The organism is Antarctobacter jejuensis, from assembly GCF_052266595.1.
In the GTDB taxonomy this organism is placed as follows: Bacteria; Pseudomonadota; Alphaproteobacteria; order Rhodobacterales; family Rhodobacteraceae; genus Antarctobacter; species Antarctobacter jejuensis.
Window position 1 is genome coordinate 304716 of record NZ_JBQQXJ010000002.1, and the last position, 17748, is coordinate 322463.

The 17748-nt window shown below is 65.8% G+C and carries 17 protein-coding genes; 15 read left to right on the forward strand and 2 right to left on the reverse strand.

The features are described 5' to 3' along the window. Positions 1-10: 10 nt before the first annotated feature. Positions 11-1330 carry an MFS transporter gene (locus ACTXGA_RS04090; protein WP_443391858.1) on the forward strand — a complete coding sequence of 440 codons (1320 nt, stop codon included), beginning with the start codon at positions 11-13 and terminating at the stop codon, positions 1328-1330. A gap of 45 nt (positions 1331-1375) precedes the next feature. Continuing rightward, positions 1376-3166 (forward strand): gamma-glutamyltransferase family protein, encoded by a 1791-nt coding sequence (locus ACTXGA_RS04095; RefSeq protein ID WP_443391859.1) that lies wholly within the window; start codon positions 1376-1378, stop codon positions 3164-3166. A 5-nt stretch (positions 3167-3171) separates the two neighbouring features. Here the strand turns inward: ACTXGA_RS04095 and cysG are convergent, their stop codons facing one another. Beyond that, a complete protein-coding gene (cysG, locus tag ACTXGA_RS04100) occupies positions 3172-4551 on the reverse strand; it encodes a siroheme synthase CysG (RefSeq protein WP_443391860.1) in 1380 nt (459 codons plus the stop codon). A 227-nt stretch (positions 4552-4778) separates the two neighbouring features. Beyond that, the gene (locus ACTXGA_RS04105; protein ID WP_443391861.1) at positions 4779-5675 is read right to left on the reverse strand and encodes a LysR family transcriptional regulator; all 897 of its coding nucleotides are present in this window, start codon (positions 5673-5675) and stop codon (positions 4779-4781) included. Between the two features lie 135 nt (positions 5676-5810). On the opposite strand from ACTXGA_RS04105, the gene ACTXGA_RS04110 reads away from it, so the two are divergent. The 13 genes from ACTXGA_RS04110 to ACTXGA_RS04170 all read left to right on the forward strand — a co-directional run bounded on the left by ACTXGA_RS04110 (position 5811) and on the right by ACTXGA_RS04170 (position 17740). Beyond that, a complete protein-coding gene (locus ACTXGA_RS04110; RefSeq protein WP_443391862.1) occupies positions 5811-6227 on the forward strand; it encodes a DoxX family protein in 417 nt (138 codons plus the stop codon). Positions 6228-6275: 48 nt separating this feature from the next. Further along, positions 6276-7100: a 4,5-DOPA-extradiol-dioxygenase gene (gene ygiD, locus ACTXGA_RS04115; protein WP_443391863.1), complete on the forward strand. Its 825-nt coding sequence runs from the start codon at positions 6276-6278 to the stop codon at positions 7098-7100. Positions 7101-7362: 262 nt separating this feature from the next. Then, the gene (locus tag ACTXGA_RS04120; protein WP_443391864.1) at positions 7363-7770 is read left to right on the forward strand and encodes a c-type cytochrome; all 408 of its coding nucleotides are present in this window, start codon (positions 7363-7365) and stop codon (positions 7768-7770) included. 218 nt (positions 7771-7988) lie between these two features. Next, on the forward strand, positions 7989-8957 hold the full coding sequence (locus ACTXGA_RS04125) for an ABC transporter substrate-binding protein (RefSeq protein ID WP_443392029.1): 969 nt from the start codon (positions 7989-7991) through the stop codon (positions 8955-8957). Next, positions 8941-9711, forward strand: a complete 771-nt coding sequence (locus tag ACTXGA_RS04130) for an ABC transporter permease (RefSeq protein ID WP_443391865.1) — start codon at positions 8941-8943, stop codon at positions 9709-9711. Before ACTXGA_RS04125 ends, ACTXGA_RS04130 begins: the two co-directional genes overlap by 17 nt. After that, a complete protein-coding gene (locus ACTXGA_RS04135) occupies positions 9708-10304 on the forward strand; it encodes an ABC transporter ATP-binding protein (protein WP_443391866.1) in 597 nt (198 codons plus the stop codon). The genes ACTXGA_RS04130 and ACTXGA_RS04135 overlap by 4 nt, the downstream gene beginning before the upstream one ends. Further along, positions 10297-11031, forward strand: coding sequence for a lanthanide ABC transporter ATP-binding protein PedB/LutE (gene pedB / locus ACTXGA_RS04140; RefSeq protein ID WP_443391867.1), 735 nt, complete (start codon positions 10297-10299; stop codon positions 11029-11031). Before ACTXGA_RS04135 ends, pedB begins: the two co-directional genes overlap by 8 nt. 11 nt (positions 11032-11042) lie before the next feature. Next, a complete protein-coding gene (gene pedC, locus ACTXGA_RS04145) occupies positions 11043-11834 on the forward strand; it encodes a lanthanide ABC transporter permease protein PedC (protein WP_443391868.1) in 792 nt (263 codons plus the stop codon). A gap of 363 nt (positions 11835-12197) precedes the next feature. Next, positions 12198-13064, forward strand: coding sequence for an FAD binding domain-containing protein (locus ACTXGA_RS04150; protein WP_443392030.1), 867 nt, complete (start codon positions 12198-12200; stop codon positions 13062-13064). After that, positions 13061-13543: a (2Fe-2S)-binding protein gene (locus tag ACTXGA_RS04155; protein WP_443391869.1), complete on the forward strand. Its 483-nt coding sequence runs from the start codon at positions 13061-13063 to the stop codon at positions 13541-13543. Before ACTXGA_RS04150 ends, ACTXGA_RS04155 begins: the two co-directional genes overlap by 4 nt. Further along, positions 13543-15783, forward strand: coding sequence for a xanthine dehydrogenase family protein molybdopterin-binding subunit (locus tag ACTXGA_RS04160; protein WP_443391870.1), 2241 nt, complete (start codon positions 13543-13545; stop codon positions 15781-15783). Before ACTXGA_RS04155 ends, ACTXGA_RS04160 begins: the two co-directional genes overlap by 1 nt. Further along, complete coding sequence (locus tag ACTXGA_RS04165) at positions 15780-16025, forward strand: ubiquitin family protein (protein WP_443391871.1); 246 nt, start codon at positions 15780-15782, stop codon at positions 16023-16025. Before ACTXGA_RS04160 ends, ACTXGA_RS04165 begins: the two co-directional genes overlap by 4 nt. Positions 16026-16063: 38 nt before the next feature. Beyond that, positions 16064-17740, forward strand: coding sequence for a thiamine pyrophosphate-dependent enzyme (locus tag ACTXGA_RS04170; protein WP_443391872.1), 1677 nt, complete (start codon positions 16064-16066; stop codon positions 17738-17740). Positions 17741-17748 lie beyond the last annotated feature (8 nt).

The following is a 17748-nucleotide window of genomic DNA, read 5'->3' on the forward strand; positions in this document are numbered from 1 at the left end:
AGTGGCCGCGGTGTTCGAGATTCTGTCAGACCGCACCTATCGGCACCTGTTTCTGGCGCAGGTCGTGGCCCTGTTGGGCACCGGGCTGGCGACCGTGGCGCTTGGCCTGTTGGCCTATGATCTGGCGGGCGACAGCGCGGGCATGGTGCTGGGCACGGTGTTTACCATCAAGATGGTGGCCTATGTGGGCATCGCGCCGGTGGCCGGGGCCTTTGCCGACCGGGTGAACCGGCGGACCCTCTTGGTGGTGCTGGACGTCATCCGCGCGGCGGCGGCGCTGTGCCTGCCTTTTGTGAGCGAGGTCTGGCAGGTCTACGCGCTGGTCTTTGTGCTGCAGTCCGCCTCGGCCGCCTTTACCCCCACGTTTCAGGCGACGATCCCGGACGTGCTGCCCGAAGAGGCGCGCTATACCCGTGCGCTGTCGCTGTCGCGGCTGGCCTATGATCTGGAAAACATCGTCAGCCCGACGCTGGCGGCGCTGCTCTTGGCGGTCATGGCCTCGCAGACGCTGTTCCTTGGGACGGTTGTGGGGTTCATCGCCTCTGCGGCGCTTGTGGTGTCGGTCATGCTGCCCAGCCCCAAGGCCAGCGCGCCGCGCGGCATCTATGAGCGCACCACGCGCGGCATTCGCATCTATCTGGCCACGCCGCGCCTGCGTGGGCTGCTGGCGCTGAACCTTGCGGTGTCCTCTGCCGGGGCCATGGTGCTGGTGAATTCCGTGGTGCTGGTGCGGGGGCAGTTGGGTCTGGGTGAAAGCGCGCTGGCCTGGACGCTGTTTGCCTTTGGTGCGGGGTCGATGGCGGCGGCACTGGTGCTGCCGCGCGTGCTGGACGATCTGCCGGACCGGCCCGTGATGCTGGGCGGGGCGGTGCTGATGGTTGCGGCGCTGCTGGCGCTGGCGTTTGGCATCGCGATCAGCGGTCTGAGCTGGGTCCTGCTGGCGGGGGTCTGGGTGCTGATCGGTCTGGGCTATTCGGCGGTTCTGACGCCCTCCGGCCGCCTGTTGAAACGATCCGCCCATGCCGAGGACAGGCCCGCCGTCTTTGCCGCACAGTTTGCGCTGAGCCATGCCTGCTGGCTGCTGACCTATCCGCTGTCCGGATGGCTGATGACGGCGCTGGGGCCGGTGCCTGCACTGATCGGATTGGCGGCGCTGGCGGGATTGGGGGTCATCGTGGCGCTGAGGCTCTGGCCTGCGGGCGACCCGGCAGAGGTGGCGCACCGTCACGACAACCTGCCGCTGGACCATCCGCATCTGCAGGGCCATCGTGAGCATCGGCATTCGCTGGTCATCGACGACCAGCATCCGCGCTGGGGGGCAAAATTCTGACCGGCGCGGTCACAGGACAGGGTTCTTGAAGGACAGGCGCAGCGCATGAGCTTTACCACGCGACCGGAATTGAGCGGCACCTTTGGCATGGTGGCTACGACCCATTGGCTGGCCAGTGCGGTGGGGATGAAAATCCTCGAAGCGGGCGGCAATGCCTTTGACGCGGGCGTCGCGGCGGGGTTCGTGCTGAACGTGGTCGAGCCGCATCTGAACGGGCCGCTGGGCGATATGCCGGCGCTGGTCTGGCGCGCGGGAGAGGAGGCACCGGAGGTGATCTGCGGGCAGGGCAGCGCGCCTGCGGGTGCCACGGTGGCGCATTACCGCGATCAGGGGCTGGACCTGATCCCCGGCTCCGGCCTGCTGGCGACGGTGATCCCCGGGGCCTTTGACGCATGGATGCTGATGCTGCGGGACTATGGGACGCTGCCGCTGCGCGCCGTTCTGGAACCGGCGATCCACTATGCGCAGGCGGGGCATCCCATGTTGGCGCGGGCGGCGGGGGTTATCGCGGATCATGCGGATCTGTTTCGTCAGGAATGGCCAACCTCGGCGGCGGTCTGGCTGCCCGGCGGCAAGGTGCCGGAGGGCGGCGCGCTGTTCCGCAACCCGGAACTGGCGGGCTTCTGGATACGGTTGTTGGCCGAGGCCGAGGCTGTCGAAGGGAGAGAGGCGCAGATCGAGGCGGCGCGGTGCGTGTTTTCCGGCGGGTTTGTGGCCGAGGCGGTGGATGATTACCTGCGCGAGGCCTGCGTGATGGATGGCACCGGCGCGCGGCGGCGCGGTGTGTTGACCGGGCAGGACATGGCGGGCTGGCGTGCCACGGTCGAACCGGCGGTTTGCGGCGATTATCACGGCTGGCAGGTCTGGAAAGCGGGGTTCTGGACACAGGGACCGGCGCTGTTGCAGTCGCTGGCCATGCTGGAGCAGACCTGGATTGCCGAGGCGGGCCCCGGCTCCGCGGAATTTGTGCATCTGGGGGTGGAGGCGATGAAGCTCGCCTATGCCGACCGAGAGGCCTATTACGGCGATCCGCTGCAGTTCGACGTGGCCGGGGATCTGCTGTTGTCCAAGGGATATGCGGTCGAGCGGGCGGCGCAGATCGGGCATCAGGCCTCGACCGAGCAGCGACCGGGGGTGGTGCCGGGGCAGGAGAATCTGGCGGCGGCGTTTCAGGCCCGCGCGGCGCGGGCGGTGCCGGATCAGGCCGGGGCAGGCGGCGGAGAGCCGACGATGGCGCATCTGGACAAGCGCGAAGGCGACACCGTGCATCTGGATGTGGTGGACCGCTGGGGCAACATGGTGTCGGCCACGCCCTCGGGCGGGTGGTTGCAGTCGAACCCGGTGGTGCCGGGGCTGGGCGTGCCGCTGAACACGCGGGCGCAGATGTTCTGGCTGGACGAGGGGTTGCCGACCACCCTGATGCCCGGGCGTCGGCCACGGACGACGCTGACGCCGTCGATGGCGCGGGGGCCGGACGGGCGGCGGCTGGCCTTTGGCACGCCGGGTGGCGACGGGCAGGACCAGTGGCAATTGTTCTTTTTCCTCAACCTCGTGCATCACGGGATGAACCTGCAAGAGGCGATTGATGCGCCTCTGGTCCTGTCGGCGCATCTGCAATCCAGTTTCTATCCGCGTGCGGCGCGGCCCGGCGCGCTGATGGTGGAGCCGGGGTTGGGGGAGCCGGTGATTGCGGATCTGCGCGCGCGCGGGCATGGCATCGATGTGGCCGCGCCATGGAGCCTTGGGCGGTTGACGGCGGTGTCGCGCGCGGTGGATGGCCTGCTGCGCGGGGCGGCGACGCCCCGGCTGATGCAGGCCTATGCCATCGGGCGCTGAGGGCGTCAGGCCGCCTGTGTGTCGGCCTGCTGCGCCGCCAGCGATTTGGGGTAGCGCAGGAAGAGGATCGCGGGGCTGCGCAACCCTTCGGCGCGGATGGTGTCGGGCAGGCGGGCCAGCGTGGTCGCCGCATGGCGTTCGGCATCGGTGCTGACCGAACAGATCACGTCCACGGGGCAGTCCGCCGGGGCGCCTGCCGCGATCAGCTCCTGGCTGACCTGATGCGCCTTTTCGACGGCCATGTAGAAACAGACCGAGGTGCCGAGATGGGCAAGGCGCGTGCGGTCCGGCGCGCCGTCGCCGGGGCGGCAGGTGCCGGTGGTGATGACAAAGGTGTCGGTCTCGCCGCGTTCGGTCAGCGGCTGTTTCAGGCTGGCGGCAGCGGCAGAGGCGGCGGTGATGCCGGGGACGATCTCGACCTCGATACCGGCGCTCTGGGCGGCGTCAAGTTCCTCGCGCGCGCGGCCAAAGATCGATGGATCGCCTGATTTCAACCGCACGACGCGGCGGCCCTTGGCGGCCTCGGCCACGATCAGGCGGTCTATCTGGTCCTGTGGCCAGGCGCAGGCGCCGACCTCCTTGCCGACATAGACGCGCTCGGCGTCGCGGCGGGCGAGTTCCAGAACCTCGGGGTCGACCAGCCGGTCATAGAAGATCACGTCCGCCTGTTGCAGGCGCTGGACGGCGCGCAGGGTCAGCAGATCGCGTGCGCCGGGGCCTGCGCCGACCAGCGCGATATGGCCGGTGTTCGACGGGGCGTGGCCTGCCTCGATGGCCTGTTTCAGCATTGAGGCGGCGGCGCGTTCGCGGCCCGTGTTGTGGGTGCGAAAGACCTCACCGGCAAAGACCCACTCCCAGAAGGCGCGGCGCGACGCGGGGGCGATGCGCTCTGCCACGGCGCCGCGCATCCGTCCGCCCAATGCCGCAAAGCCGCCAAGGCGCGGCGGCAGCATGGTTTCGATCTCTGTCTTGATGCGGCGGCCAAGGACGGGGGCGGTGCCCTCTGTCCCGATGGCGACAACCACCGGATCTCGGTCGACGATGGAGGGGGTGAAGGCGTCACACATCTCTGGCCGGTCGACCACGTTGACCACGGCACCTGCCGCGCGGGCGCGGGCGGCGAGCGCGGTATCAAGGGCAAGATCCCCGGTGGCAACAAAGACGAGGGCGGCGTTGTCAAAGGTGTCGTCGCGGGCGTCGGGGTGATGATCGGCGCGGCCCGCATCGACCAGGGCCTGCAGTTCCGCATCCAGATCCCGCCCGACGATCACCAGCCGCGCCTCTGTCTTGAGGGCCAGCCGCGCCTTGCGCGCGGCGTCTTCGCCTGTGCCGCAGAGCACAATGCGGCGTCCGTCCATGCGCAGGAACATCGGAAAGTTCTTCATCTCTGTCACCCTTCCAAAACAAAAAAGGCCGCACGACGCAGACGCAACCGAAGTTGCGAGAGGTCGAGCAGCCTTGCTCATCAGCCCGTTGTCGGGAATCGGCGACGCCCTTGCCGCCTATGGGATCAGATTTCCGTCGATAGGTGCCGCAGGGCAAGGAAAAACGTGCTGCGCTGCGGCATGGCCTGTGTCGATGCATAATTCGCAGGCATTTGCGGCCCGTTGCCTCACAGGATGTCGGCGTTTCGCATGTCCTCGACGGCGAAATCGATCAGGGCGCGGACCTTGCGGGGCAGGGTTCGCCCCTCAAGGTAGACGGCTGTCACCGGCCCGCTCTGGCCATGATATTCCGTCAGGAGCGGAACCAGCCGCCCGCTGTCCAGAAAGTCCCGGATTGCAAAGCGCGGGACGCAGGCGATGCCCAGACCCTGTTTCGCCAGTTCGGCCGCCGCACGGGCCGAATTGACCTGAAAGCGGCCCGGCACCTGTATCGTGTGATCCGATGCGTCGCGTTCAAAGACCCATCGGCGCGGCGTTCGCCGGTTAGTGTCGATGATGCATTCATGCGCCGTCAGGTCCTGAGGGCTGTCCGGTGTGCCGTAGCGGGCAAGGTAGTCCGGGCTGGCAACAACGAGCGTCCGGAACACCGCCAGTTTCCGCGATTTCAGCGAGAGCATCTCTGACTGGCCCAACCGAAAGGCGAGGTCGATGCCCTCACTGGCCAGATCGACGAAGTGGTCGGTCAGGCGCAGGTCGATCGTCAGCCCCGGATTGCGTTCGGCGAAGTGGCCCAGCAGGCCGCTGACGTAGATCTCTCCAAAGGTCACCGGGGCGGAGATGCGGATCGTGCCGGTAAAACCGCGCGAGCCTTCGCCGACCTCGGCCAAGAGATCGTCCAGATCGTCCAGCAGGGCCGGGGCGCGGGCCAAGAGGTCGGCGCCCGCCGGTGTCAGGCCCACCTTGCGCGTGGTACGCTGAAACAGCCGCACGCCAAGCCGCGCCTCAAGCTCTGCCACGTATTTCGACGTCAGGCGGTTGGACACGCCAAGCTGATCGGCAGCCCCGGTGAAAGAGCCGGTTTGCGCGGTGGCCACGAAGGCGCGGAGTTGGTCGAGGGTATCCATGAAGCCTATTCGGAACAAAACGTGGATAGTATTCCAATAAAGTCGCCATTTTGTTGACTGTGAGCAAGCGGTATTTCCGTCTCATCACAACACGGCAGGCCGCCACGGGCCGCTTGCCTTTCAGGAGACGCAACAATGACCACTTCTTCCGATTATGCCGCCACCCTTCTGCGGGTTTCGACCGGCGCTCTGTTCCTTGCCCACGGGCTGTTGAAGGTGAATGTCTTCACCGTCGCGGGCACTGTCGGCTATTTCGAAAGCCTCGGCCTGCCGGGCGTTCTGGCCTATCTGACCATCTTCGCCGAGCTGGCGGGCGGGCTGGCGCTGATCCTTGGCGTGGCGACGCGACTGGTGTCGCTGGCGCTGATCCCGGTTCTCTTGGGCGCGGCATGGGTCCATGCGGGCAATGGCTGGCTGTTTTCCGGCGAAGGCGGCGGCTGGGAATTCCCGGTGTTCTGGGCCATCGTCCAGGGGGCGGTCGCCCTGTTGGGCGCCGGTGCCTTTGCGCTGCGCCTGCCGGTCCTGCAACGGACCCTTGGTCAGTTCGCCTGACTTTGCACGGCCGCCATCCCGGCGGCCCCCAGCCATAGGAGAGACCGGATGAGCACGATCCAGCAACTTGACCGTTTGCGTGACCGGCTGACGCCGTCCGACCGGATGCCGCTGGTCTTTCTGGGCCACGGCAGCCCGATGAATGCCATCGAGGATACCGGCTATAGCCGGGCCTGGACGGAACTGGGCGCGACGCTGCCGCGTCCCAAGGCGATCCTTGTGGTGTCCGCCCACTGGATGACCAAGGGCACGACGCTGGTCGATGTGTCCGCCGCACCGCGCACGATCCATGATTTCTACAACTTCCCCGAGGAACTGTATCAACAGCAGTACCCGGCGCAGGGCGACCCCGATCTGGCGCGCGAGGTGGTCAGCCTGCTGGCCAGCCACCACGCGGCAGAGGACGATACATGGGGGTTGGACCACGGGGCGTGGACGCTGTTGAAATTCATGTATCCCGGCGCGGATGTGCCCGTGTTCCAGGTGTCCATCGACATGAGCCGGGGTCTGGCGCATCAACTGGAGGTGGGGCGCGCGCTGTCCGATCTGCGGGATCGCGGGGTGCTGATCCTTGGCTCGGGCAACGTGGTGCACAACCTGCGGGCCATGCGGCCCGGCGGCAAACCACTGGATTTCGCGCTGGAATTCGATGCGTTGTTTGCCGACCGGATGGAAGACCGGGACTTTGGCGCGCTGGCCGATGCCGAAGGGTTGGGGACGCTGTTGCGACAGGCGCATCCGTCGGTGGATCACTACATGCCCGCGCTGACCATTGCGGGCGCCTCTGACGGGCGCGATGCGCTGACCTTCATGACCGATGCGATCGACCTTGGCTCGGTTTCGATGCGGTCTTTCGTGTTCCATTCCCTCTGAAGGGGCGTTTGCGGCGGGGGCACGATTCGTCGCCCCGTTTCTGGGTCGTCGGGGCGGCATCTGCTAGACCAAGGTGCTAATGACCGGTTGCCCGTGGGCCTGATACTCCTATCTCAGCGACACAATGGCGCGACAGGATTGCCCGGGGTGGCGGTGGATGTACAACAAGGCATTCCCTTCGTATGTCTTGGCCAGCCCGGTCCACCGGGACCCTGAATGCTGACGCGCGGACAGACGGACTGAAATCGGAGAGACCTATCCCATGATGAAGAAGATCCTCGGAGCCACCTTCATTGCAATGCTGCCGACCCTGGCCTTTGCAGAGAGCCACGAGCTGCCCGGCGACGCCGATGCGGGCGAAAAGGTGTTCCGCAAGTGCAAGGCCTGCCATCAGGTCGGCGACGACGCCAAGAACCGCGTCGGCCCGGTGCTGAACGGTATTGTCGGCGGCCCGATCGCCGCTGCCGAAGGGTTCAAATACTCGGACGCGATGGTGGCCTTCGGCGCAGAGAACGAGGCGTGGACGCCCGAGATCCTGGACCAATACCTGACCAACCCGCGTGACTACATCCCGGGCAACAAGATGTCCTTTGCCGGTCTGCGCAAGGAAGAAGAGCGTCAGAACGTGATCGCCTATCTGGCGGCCAACGGTGAGGATGACGCAGACTGACCCTGCGCCATTCCTGACGTGCATGTGCCCCGAGTGCGTGCAACCCGAATCCCCGTCACCGCCCGTATCCCGGGCGGTGATTTCGTCTCTGGAGGGCGGAGTCCTGCTGGCTACACGACCAAAGGACAAGTCGTTGCCGTGGCGCGGGTGTTCTAGGCTTTGACAGAGCCCGGACGGGGAGGTCCGGAGAGATACGGGAGGAATTCAACATGCTGAAGATGTTCAGCCGTCTGGGTGCTGTCGGCGCGGCGGTCATGGCGCTTGCGGCGCCGGTTCTGGCTGCGGATATGCCGGTGATCCGCGCCGCTGTCCTGAAGATCGGGACCGTGAATTGGGAACTGGCGACGATCACCGAAAACGGGTTCGACAAGGCACATGGGTTCACGCTGGACGTGCAGGGTTATGCCGACAACGGCGCGACACGGATCGCGGTCGAGGGCGGCGAGGCCGACATGGCGGTGGCAGACTGGATCTGGGTCGCGCGGCAGCGGGCGGCGGGCAAGGATTACGTGTTTATCCCGTATTCGCGGGCCGTGGGTTCGATCCTTGTGCCCGGCGACAGCGACGCGAAACGGCTGACCGATCTCGACGGTGGCAAGATCGGGATCGCCGGTGGCCCTCTGGACAAATCGTGGTTGATCCTGCGCGCCTATGCGCAAAAGGAATACAACATGGATCTCAAGGCGCAGACCGAGCAGGTCTTTGGCGCGCCGCCGCTGATCTTCAAATCCGGGCTTGGCGGTGACTATGCGGGGGCGATCAACTTCTGGCACTTCCTTGCCAAGATGAAAGCGGCCGGAATGCGCGAGCTGATTTCCGTCGACGAGGCGGGCAAGGCGCTGGGGCTGGACCCGAATACGCCGCTGCTGGGCTATTATCTCAAGGAAAGCTTTCTGGCCGAGCATCCCGGCCTTGCGCAAAAGCTGTACGACGCCAGCCGCGACGCCAAGGACCTGCTGGCCAGCGATGACGCCGCGTGGGAGGCCATTCGTCCGCGCATGAACGCCAAGTCCGACGCGCAGTTCGAAACGCTGAAGGCCGACTGGATCAGCGGCATTCCGGCGCGCGGTCCCGTGGACGTCGAGGCCGCCAACAAGATGCTGTCTGTCATGGCGGATCTGGGCGGTGAGGACCTGGTGGGCAAGGCATCGTCCGTGCCGGAGGGGCTGTTTGCCGACCTCGACTAAAACGGCAACGGCGTCGCGCGGGGTGACGGCACTGTCCATCGCCCTGTTGCTGGGCCTGTGGGTTGTCGCGGCGGCCCGGACGGCAGATCCGCAGGTTCTGCCGTCTCCGCTTGCGCTGATCGATCCGTTCCGGGCCGAACTGGCCTCTGGCGAGTTGCTGTTTCACCTGTCGCAGACGGTTGTGCGCGTGCTCTGGGCCTTTTCGTTGGCGATGGGGGCGGGGATCGCGCTGGGGCTGGCGATGGGCCGGTGTGAGGCGCTGAACCGATGGCTGGACCCTTGGCTGGTGATCTTTCTGAACCTTCCGGCGCTGGTGCTGATCGTGCTGTGTTACCTGTGGATCGGGCTGAACGAGACGGCGGCGATTTTGGCGGTGACGCTGAACAAGATCCCCAACGTGACCACCGTGATCCGCGAAGGCGCGCGGGCGATGGATCCGCAGCTGGACGCGATGGCGCGGATTTACCGGATGAGTTGGGGCGCACGGATGCGCCATGTGATCCTGCCGCAGCTTGCACCCTTCATCACCGGCGCGGCGCGGTCCGGCATCGCCGTGATCTGGAAGATCGTGCTGGTGGTTGAATTCCTTGGCCGGTCCTCTGGCGTGGGGTTTCAGATCCACCTCTATTTTCAGCTTTTCGACGTGGCGATGGTGCTGGTCTACGCGCTGTCCTTCATCTGCGTGATGCTGCTGGTGGAATGGCTGATCCTGCAACCCTGGGAGCGCCGCGTGCGCGGCTGGAGGGACGCGTGATCCGGGTCCGCATTGACGCGAAACGCTTTGGCGATGTGCAGGTGTTGGGGGCTGTGCATTTCGATATCGCGCCGGGCGAAAGCGTGGCCTTGGTGGGCGAATCCGGAATCGGCAAAAGCACCGTTCTGCGCATCATCGCGGAGACCGATCTGGCGTTCGAGGGCCATGTGGACCGGCCCGAACGGATGGCGGTGGTGTTTCAGGAACCCACGCTGCTGCCTTGGCGGTCGGTGCTGCAAAACCTGACATTGGTGCATCCCGGATTGGGGGCAGAGGGCGCGCGGGCGGCTTTGGATCGTGTGGGGCTGGCGGGCAAGGAAGACCTCTTTCCCGGTCAGCTGTCGCTGGGCCAGCAGCGGAGACTGGCGCTTGCGCGCGCTTTTGCGACCCCGCCCGATCTGCTGATCATGGACGAACCCTTTACCTCGCTCGACCCGGCGACTGCAGAGCGTATGCTGACGCTGACGGAATCGCTGTTGGCGGCGACGCGGCCCGCGACCCTGTTCGTGACCCATGACCGGGATGAGGCAGAGCGTTTGTCCGACCGCATCCTGCGGCTGGAAGGGGCACCGGCGGAATTGACGGATGGGTGAGTCGATGGACGAGGGCCTGCGGGTCGAGGGGCTGAGTTTCAGCTATGGGGCGAAACAGGCGCTGGACGATGTGTCGTTCGAGGTTCCGAAGGGGCGGTTCTGCGCGCTCTTGGGGCCGAACGGCGCGGGGAAATCGACGCTGGTGGCCTTGCTGACGCGACTTTTGGTGGCGCCAGGGGGAGAAATCAATGTGGCCGGTCAGGACATGCGGCGGCACCCGCGCCGGGCGCTGGCGGCATTGGGCGTGGTGTTTCAGCAGCCGACGCTGGATCTGGACCTGACGGTGCGGCAAAACCTGTCCTATTTCGCGGCGCTGCACGGATTGCCGCGCAAGGGACTGGCGGCGCGGATCGACGGGGCGCTGGACCGGTTGGGGATGCGCGAACGGGCGGGCGAAAAGGTACGCGCGCTGAACGGGGGGCACCGGCGGCGGACGGAACTGGCGCGATCCCTGCTGCACGCGCCCAAGGTGTTGCTGCTGGATGAGCCGACCGTGGGACTGGACGTGGAATCCCGCAAGGCGATCACCGCGCAGGTGCATGATCTGGCCCGCGACGAGGGGATGTGCGTGCTGTGGACCACGCATCTGACCGATGAGGTGCGGGACGCGGATCACCTGTTGGTGCTGCACCGGGGGCGTATCCTTGCCGATGGCATCACCGGGGAGGTGCGGGGGGACAAACCACTGTCGGACTGGTTCGTGGACCGCACGAGGGCCATGGCATGAGCGCGGGGGGCATGAGCGGCCATCTGGGTGTCCTGCGCGCGGTCGTGGGCCGCGAGTTCCTGCGCTTTGTCCATCAGCGTGAGCGGTTCCTGGCCGCTCTGGTGCGCCCGCTTGTCTGGCTGCTGGTTTTTGCTGCCGGGTTCCGGGCGGCCCTGGGCCTGTCGATCATTCCGCCCTACCAGACCTATATCACCTATGAGACCTACATCGTGCCGGGCCTGTGCGGGATGATCCTGCTGTTCAACGGGATGCAGTCGTCGCTGAGCCTGGTCTACGACCGCGAGATGGGGTCGATGCGCCTGCTGCTGACCAGCCCCTTTCCGCGATGGTGGCTGCTGTTGTGCCGACTGTTGGGGTCGACCGCAATTTCGGTTCTGCAGGTCTATGCCTTCCTCGGCATCGCCGCGCTGTTCGACATCACCATGCCGCCTTGGGGCTATGTCACGGTGCTGCCCGCGCTGGTTCTGGCGGGGCTGATGCTGGGGGCGCTGGGGCTGGTGCTGTCGAGCTTTATCCGGCAGTTGGAGAATTTCGCGGGCGTGATGAATTTTGTCATCTTTCCGATGTTCTTTCTGTCCTCCGCGCTCTACCCGCTGTGGAAGATGGCCGAAAGTTCGGAGCTGTTGCATGACATCTGCGCGGTGAACCCGTTTACACATGGTGTCGAACTGATCCGCTTTGCGCTCTATGTCGAGGTCAACTGGGCCGCCTTGGGATGGGTGGTGCTGGCGAGCGTCGTGCTGATGGCGGCGGCGGTCTGGGGCTATGACCCCTCGCGCGGGTTGATGAAGCGCAAGACCTGAGAGGCTATCCCCTTGTTTGAAGGAAGGTTGGGGCGCTGCCCCCGTCGTAATCTGCGTGACGACTCCCCCGAGGTATTTTGAAGCCCATAGAAGCGGGTAAGGTATCGGCCCTTGCCGACGGTCGGGGAATGACGCGAAGAATGCAAAGGAAGTCGCGCGCGCAGGTTGACCCTTCCCTTGGGAAGTGGCTTGATGTGCGGGAAATCATGCGGCGCGGTTTTTGGCGCATGATGCGCGTTTCGGAAGGGCGGCTAAGCCGGCCTTCCAGATTGGAAACGTGAGTAGAAGACAGGGCGCGGGGATGTGTCCTGCACCCGCAGCGGGCGGCGCGTCCGGACCGCTGATCAACGACAGGGAGTCATGATGCGATATCATAGTCCGGCATCGTTCGAGGATGCGGTGGAAATTGCCTTGGCCGGAACCGGCGTGACGCGGTTCCTTGCCGGGGGCACGGATGTGCTGGTGCAGATGCGGGCAGGCATGGTGTTGCCCGACGATCTGATCGACCTGAAGAAAATCCCGGGCGTGAGCGAGATCACGCAGAGTGCTGATGGCGGCTGGCGGATTGGCGTGGCCGTGCCGGGCATTGCGCTGGGGGCGCATGCGGGGCTGTGTGCGGATTGGCCCGGCGTGGTCGAGGGCATGGAACTGGTCGGGTCGACCCAGATCCAGGGCCGGGCGACGCTGGTGGGGAACCTGTGCAACGGCTCTCCGGCGGCGGATGGCGTGCCGGGTCTGGTGGCGGCGGGGGCCTCTGTCGAGGTGACCGGGCGCGACGGCACGCGTACCGTGCCGGTCGAGGAGATCCCGGCGGGTCCGGGCAAGACGGTGCTGAAGCCGGGTGAGGTGGTCTCTGCCGTGCTGCTGCCACGGCGCGGTGCCGGGGGTGGTGACGCCTATCTGCGGTTTATTCCGCGCACCGAGATGGACATCGCCGTGGTCGGCTGTGCGGTCAGCCTGAGCGTCGAGGGCGACAGGATTTCTGCGGCCCGCGTGGTTCTGGGGGCCGTCGCGCCGACCGTGGTTCTGGTGCCCGAGGCGGCGTCTGCCATCATCGGCAGCACGCTGGATGACGCGGCATTGGACAAACTGGCAGCAGCGGCCAGTGCCGCCTGCAAGCCGATCGATGACAAACGCGGGACCGTGGCGTTCCGCACCGAGGTGGCGGGTGTGCTGGCGAAGCGCGCGGCCCGCATCGCCTATGACCGGGCAAGGGGAGCCGGCAAATGAGCAAGATTCACGTAACGACACGGGTGAACGGCGAAGAGGTCGAATTCCTCGCGGACCCGCGCGAAACCCTGCTGGACAGCTTACGCGACCGGCTGGACCTGACCGGCACAAAGGAAGGCTGCGGCACCGGCGACTGCGGGGCCTGTTCGGTGACGCTGGACGGCACGCTGGTCTGTTCCTGCCTTGTCCTTGGGGTCGAGGCCGAGGGCAAAGAGATCGAAACCATCGAGGGCATGGGGCAGGGCGACAGCCTGCACCCCCTGCAGCGCAAGTTCATCGAACATGCGGCGCTGCAATGCGGGTTCTGCACGCCCGGGTTCCTTGTGGCGGCGAAAAAGCTGCTGGAGGTGAACGCCGATCCCTCGGAGGAAGACGTGCGGTACTGGCTGGCGGGGAACCTCTGCCGCTGTACCGGCTATGACAAGATCGTGCGCGCCGTCATGGATGCGGCTGCGGAACTGCGCGGGGAGGCTGCGTGATGGCAAAGGACGAGTTCAAGGAATTCCGGCTGGTCGGCACACGTCCCGATCGTCCCGATGGTCTGGACAAGGTGACGGGCCGCGCGCGCTATGGTGCGGATATCACTGCGCCGGGCATGATCTGGGGCGCGGTCGTGCGTTCGCCCCATGCACATGCGCGGATCGTGCGGATCGACACCTCGAAGGCCGAGGCGCTGGACGGGGTCAAGGCCGTGGTCACGCGCGCTGATTTTCCGACGGGTCTGACCGGTGAGGACTGGGACCTGCAGGAAAACACCATGGCCGGGGAACGTGCGCTGTACGACGGGCACGCGGTGGCAGCTGTGGCGGCGACATCCAAGCTGTTGGCCGAAGAGGCGGCGCGTCTGGTCGAGGTGGAATACGAGATCCTGCCGCATGTGACCGACGTTGACGCCGCGATGTCCGACGGCGCGCCGGTGATCCGCGAAGGGGCGGCGGATGCCACCGTACCCGAGGGGCTGCATCCCAACGTGGTCAAATACATGGAGTTTGGTCACGGCGACGTGGACGCGGGCTTTGCCGAGGCGGATATCGTCCGCGAGGGCACCTACAAGACCGAGGCCACGCATCAGGGCTATATCGAGCCGCATGCCTGCCTTGGCCAGATGGGCGCGGACGGCAAGGGCGAGATGTGGGTCTGCACGCAGGGCCAATGGTTCATCCGCAAGATGTGCGCCTCGGTTCTGGGGCTGGAAGCGTCTCAATTGCGCGTGACCCCGTCCGAAATCGGCGGCGGATTTGGCGGCAAGACCACCATCTTCATGGAGCCGCTGTCGCTGGCCCTGTCGAAAAAGGCGGGCGGGCGTCCGGTCAAGATCGTCATGACCCGGTCGGAGGTGCTGCGCGCCACGGGGCCGACAGCCTCGGCGTCGATGGACGTCAAGATCGGGATGAAGAAGGACGGCACCATCACCGCGGCCCGGGCCGAATTCCGCATGCAGGGCGGGGCCTTTCCCGGGGCGCCGGTGGACATGGCGCTGTATTGCGCCTTTGCCGGGTACAAGCTGCCTGCGGTCGAACATATCGGCTATGACGTTTTGGCCAACCGTCCGAAATGCGCGGCGTATCGTGCGCCGGGGTCGCCCATGGGCGCCTTTGCGGTCGAAAGCCTTGTGGACGAGATGTGCCGCGAGTTGAAACTGGACCCGATCGAGGTGCGCCAGAAAAACGCCGTGCACACCGGCGACCGGTCCAGCTATGGGCCGAAATTCGGGTCCATCGGACTGGCCGAGGTGTTGGAGGCGACCAAGGCGCATCCGAACCTGCAGGCAGAGCTTGGCCCGAACCAGGGGCGTGGTTTTGCGGTGGGCTACTGGTTTAACCACAACGGCGATACCTCTGTTTCCATGGCGATTTCCGAGGATGGCACCGCGCAGGTTTCTGTCGGGACGCCGGACATCGGCGGCAGCCGCGCCTCCATCGGGCTGATGGTGGCAGAGACACTGGGCATTCCCTACGAGGACGTCCGCGTGAACGTGGTGGAAACCGGCGCGCTTGGCGTGAATGAACCGACGCATGGCAGCCGCGCGACCTTTGCCACTGGCAAGGCGGCGGTCGAGGCGACGGGCAACGCGATCAAGGAGATGTGCCGCCGCGCCGCGAACGAATGGGGCATCGATGAGGAGGCCGTGGAATGGGCAAACGGCGCGGCGCAGCCTGCCGGGCCCAACGCGGGCAAGTTCCCCCCGATGACCATCGCGCAAATCGCCGCCAACATGGGTGACACCGGGGGGCCGATCTCTGGCCACCACGAGTCAAAACCTGACGGCGTCGGTGCCAGCTTTGGCGCGCATGTGGTGGATGTGGAGGTCGATCCCGAAACCGGGCGCACGACGATCCTGCGCTACCTCGTGGTGCAGGACGCGGGCCGCGCGATCCATCCGTCCTACGTCGAAGGGCAGTATCAGGGCGGTGCGGCGCAGGGCATCGGCTGGGCGCTGAACGAGGAATACATCTACGACGACAAGGGGCGTCTGCAGAACTCTGTCTTCCTCGATTATCGCGTGCCGGTCGCCTCTGACCTGCCGATGATCGACACCGTGATCGTCGAGGTGCCGAACCCGGGCCATCCTTACGGCGTGCGCGGTGTGGGCGAAACCGGGATCACCCCGCCGCTGCCCGCCATCGCCAACGCCATCCACGAGGCGGTGGGCGTCCGCATGCGGCACCTGCCGATGAGCCCGCCCAAGGTTCTGGCGGCCATCAAGGCCAAGGGGTGAGCGTCAAGGTTCACCTTTGGTCCGCTCTGCGCCGTCTGACCGATGGCGCAGAGGTGGTCGAGGTCGAGGCCTCGACCGTGGGCGGCATGCTGGATGGGCTGGTGGCGGCGCATCCGGGGCTTGGCCAGATCATCGAGGCGGGTGTTTCGGTGGTGATCGACGGCGAAATGTCGACCGGTCGCCATCAAGCGCTGTCCCCGGAAAACGAGGTTTACCTGATGCAGCGGCTCAAGGGCGGCTGATTGCGGTTGGCACCTGCTCTGACAGTATGGGGTGAGACATGACACGACACGGCGGCAAACTGCTGGTCGAATGCCTTGTGGCGCTTGGGGCGACCAAGGCCTTTGGCGTGCCGGGTGAAAGTTATCTGGCGGTGCTGGATGCGCTGCACGACACGCAGGGCGCGCTGGATTTCGTCAACTGCCGGAATGAGGGCGGGGCCGGTTTCATGGCCGCCGCCTGGGGTAAGCTGACCGGAGAGCCGGGCGTCTGCATGGTCACGCGTGGTCCGGGGGCTACAAATGCCTCAATCGGTGTGCATACGGCGATGCAGGACAGCGCGCCGATGATCCTGCTGGTCGGGCAGATCGGCACCGACATGCGCGGGCGCGAGGCCTTTCAGGAGGTCGATTACCGCGCCGTCTTTGGCACCATGGCGAAATGGGCGGTCGAGATCGACGATGTGAACCGCATCCCCGAGATCATGGCTCGCGCGTGGAAAACGGCCACAACGGGCCGACCGGGGCCGGTGGTGATCGCGCTGCCCGAGGACATGCTGACAACCGCCACGGATACGCCGGCGCTGACCGGTCCGGCGGTCTATCCCGAACCGGCGCCTGCGGCAGAGGCGGTTGCGCAGGCCCGCGCCATTTTGGGTCAGGCAGAGCGTCCGCTGATCCTGTTTGGCGGCTGCAACTGGACCGAAGTGGGCCGGGCGGGCTTTAAGACATTCGCGGAAGCCTCTGACATACCTGTTGTTTCCGTCTTTCGCTATCAGGACATGTTCGACAACTTCTCAGCCTGTTTCTGTGGCGAGGCCGGGGTGGGCATGACGCCGGGCGTGCGGAAGCTGATCCGTGAGGCAGATGTGATCCTCGCCGTGAACAACCGCTTTGGCGAGAATTCGACCGAGGCCTGGACTCTGCTGGATGTTCCGGTGCCAAAACAGCGGCTGATCCATGTGCATGGCTCTGATGGCGAGTTGGGCAAGGTCTATCAGCCCGAACTGGGCATTTGCTGCGGCCCGAACGCCTTCATGCAGGCGATGGCAGCGCAGCCAGTCGCGGGCAACTGGGGCGCGTGGCGGGCCGATGCGCGGACGACGTGGGAGGCGGGCTTTGACCTTGGCGATCTGCCCAGCCCGGTGGACATGGGCAAGGTCTGCGCCCATCTGCGAGAGGTGCTGCCGGAGGATGTGGTGCTTACCAACGGGGCAGGCAATTTCACCGTCTGGCCCAACAAGTTCTTCAAATATGGGCCGGATGCGCGTCTGCTGGCACCGCAGGCGGGTGCGATGGGCTATGGTCTGCCTGCCGCGATCGCAACCAAGATCCGCCACCCGGATCGAACCGTGATCTGCTTTGCGGGGGACGGCGATTTCCAGATGAACTGTCAGGAACTTGCGACGGCCGCGCAATACGGCGCGCAGCCGATTGTCCTGATCCTGAACAACGGGATCTACGGCACCATCCGCGCGCATCAGGAACGGCATTACCCGACGCGCGTGTCCGGTACGGACATGAACCTGAACCCGGATTTCCCGGCACTGGCCAGGGCCTATGGGTTCCACGCGGAACGGGTTGAAACCACAGCGGAATTTGCGGCGGCCTTTGAGCGGGCGCTGGCCTCCAAGACCGGCGCGGTTCTGGATCTGAACATCTCTCCCGAGGCGTTGACGCCCCGGGTTTCTCTGTCGCAAATGCGCGATGCCGCATTGAAGGCAAAAGAACAGGCGTAATGCGCGGC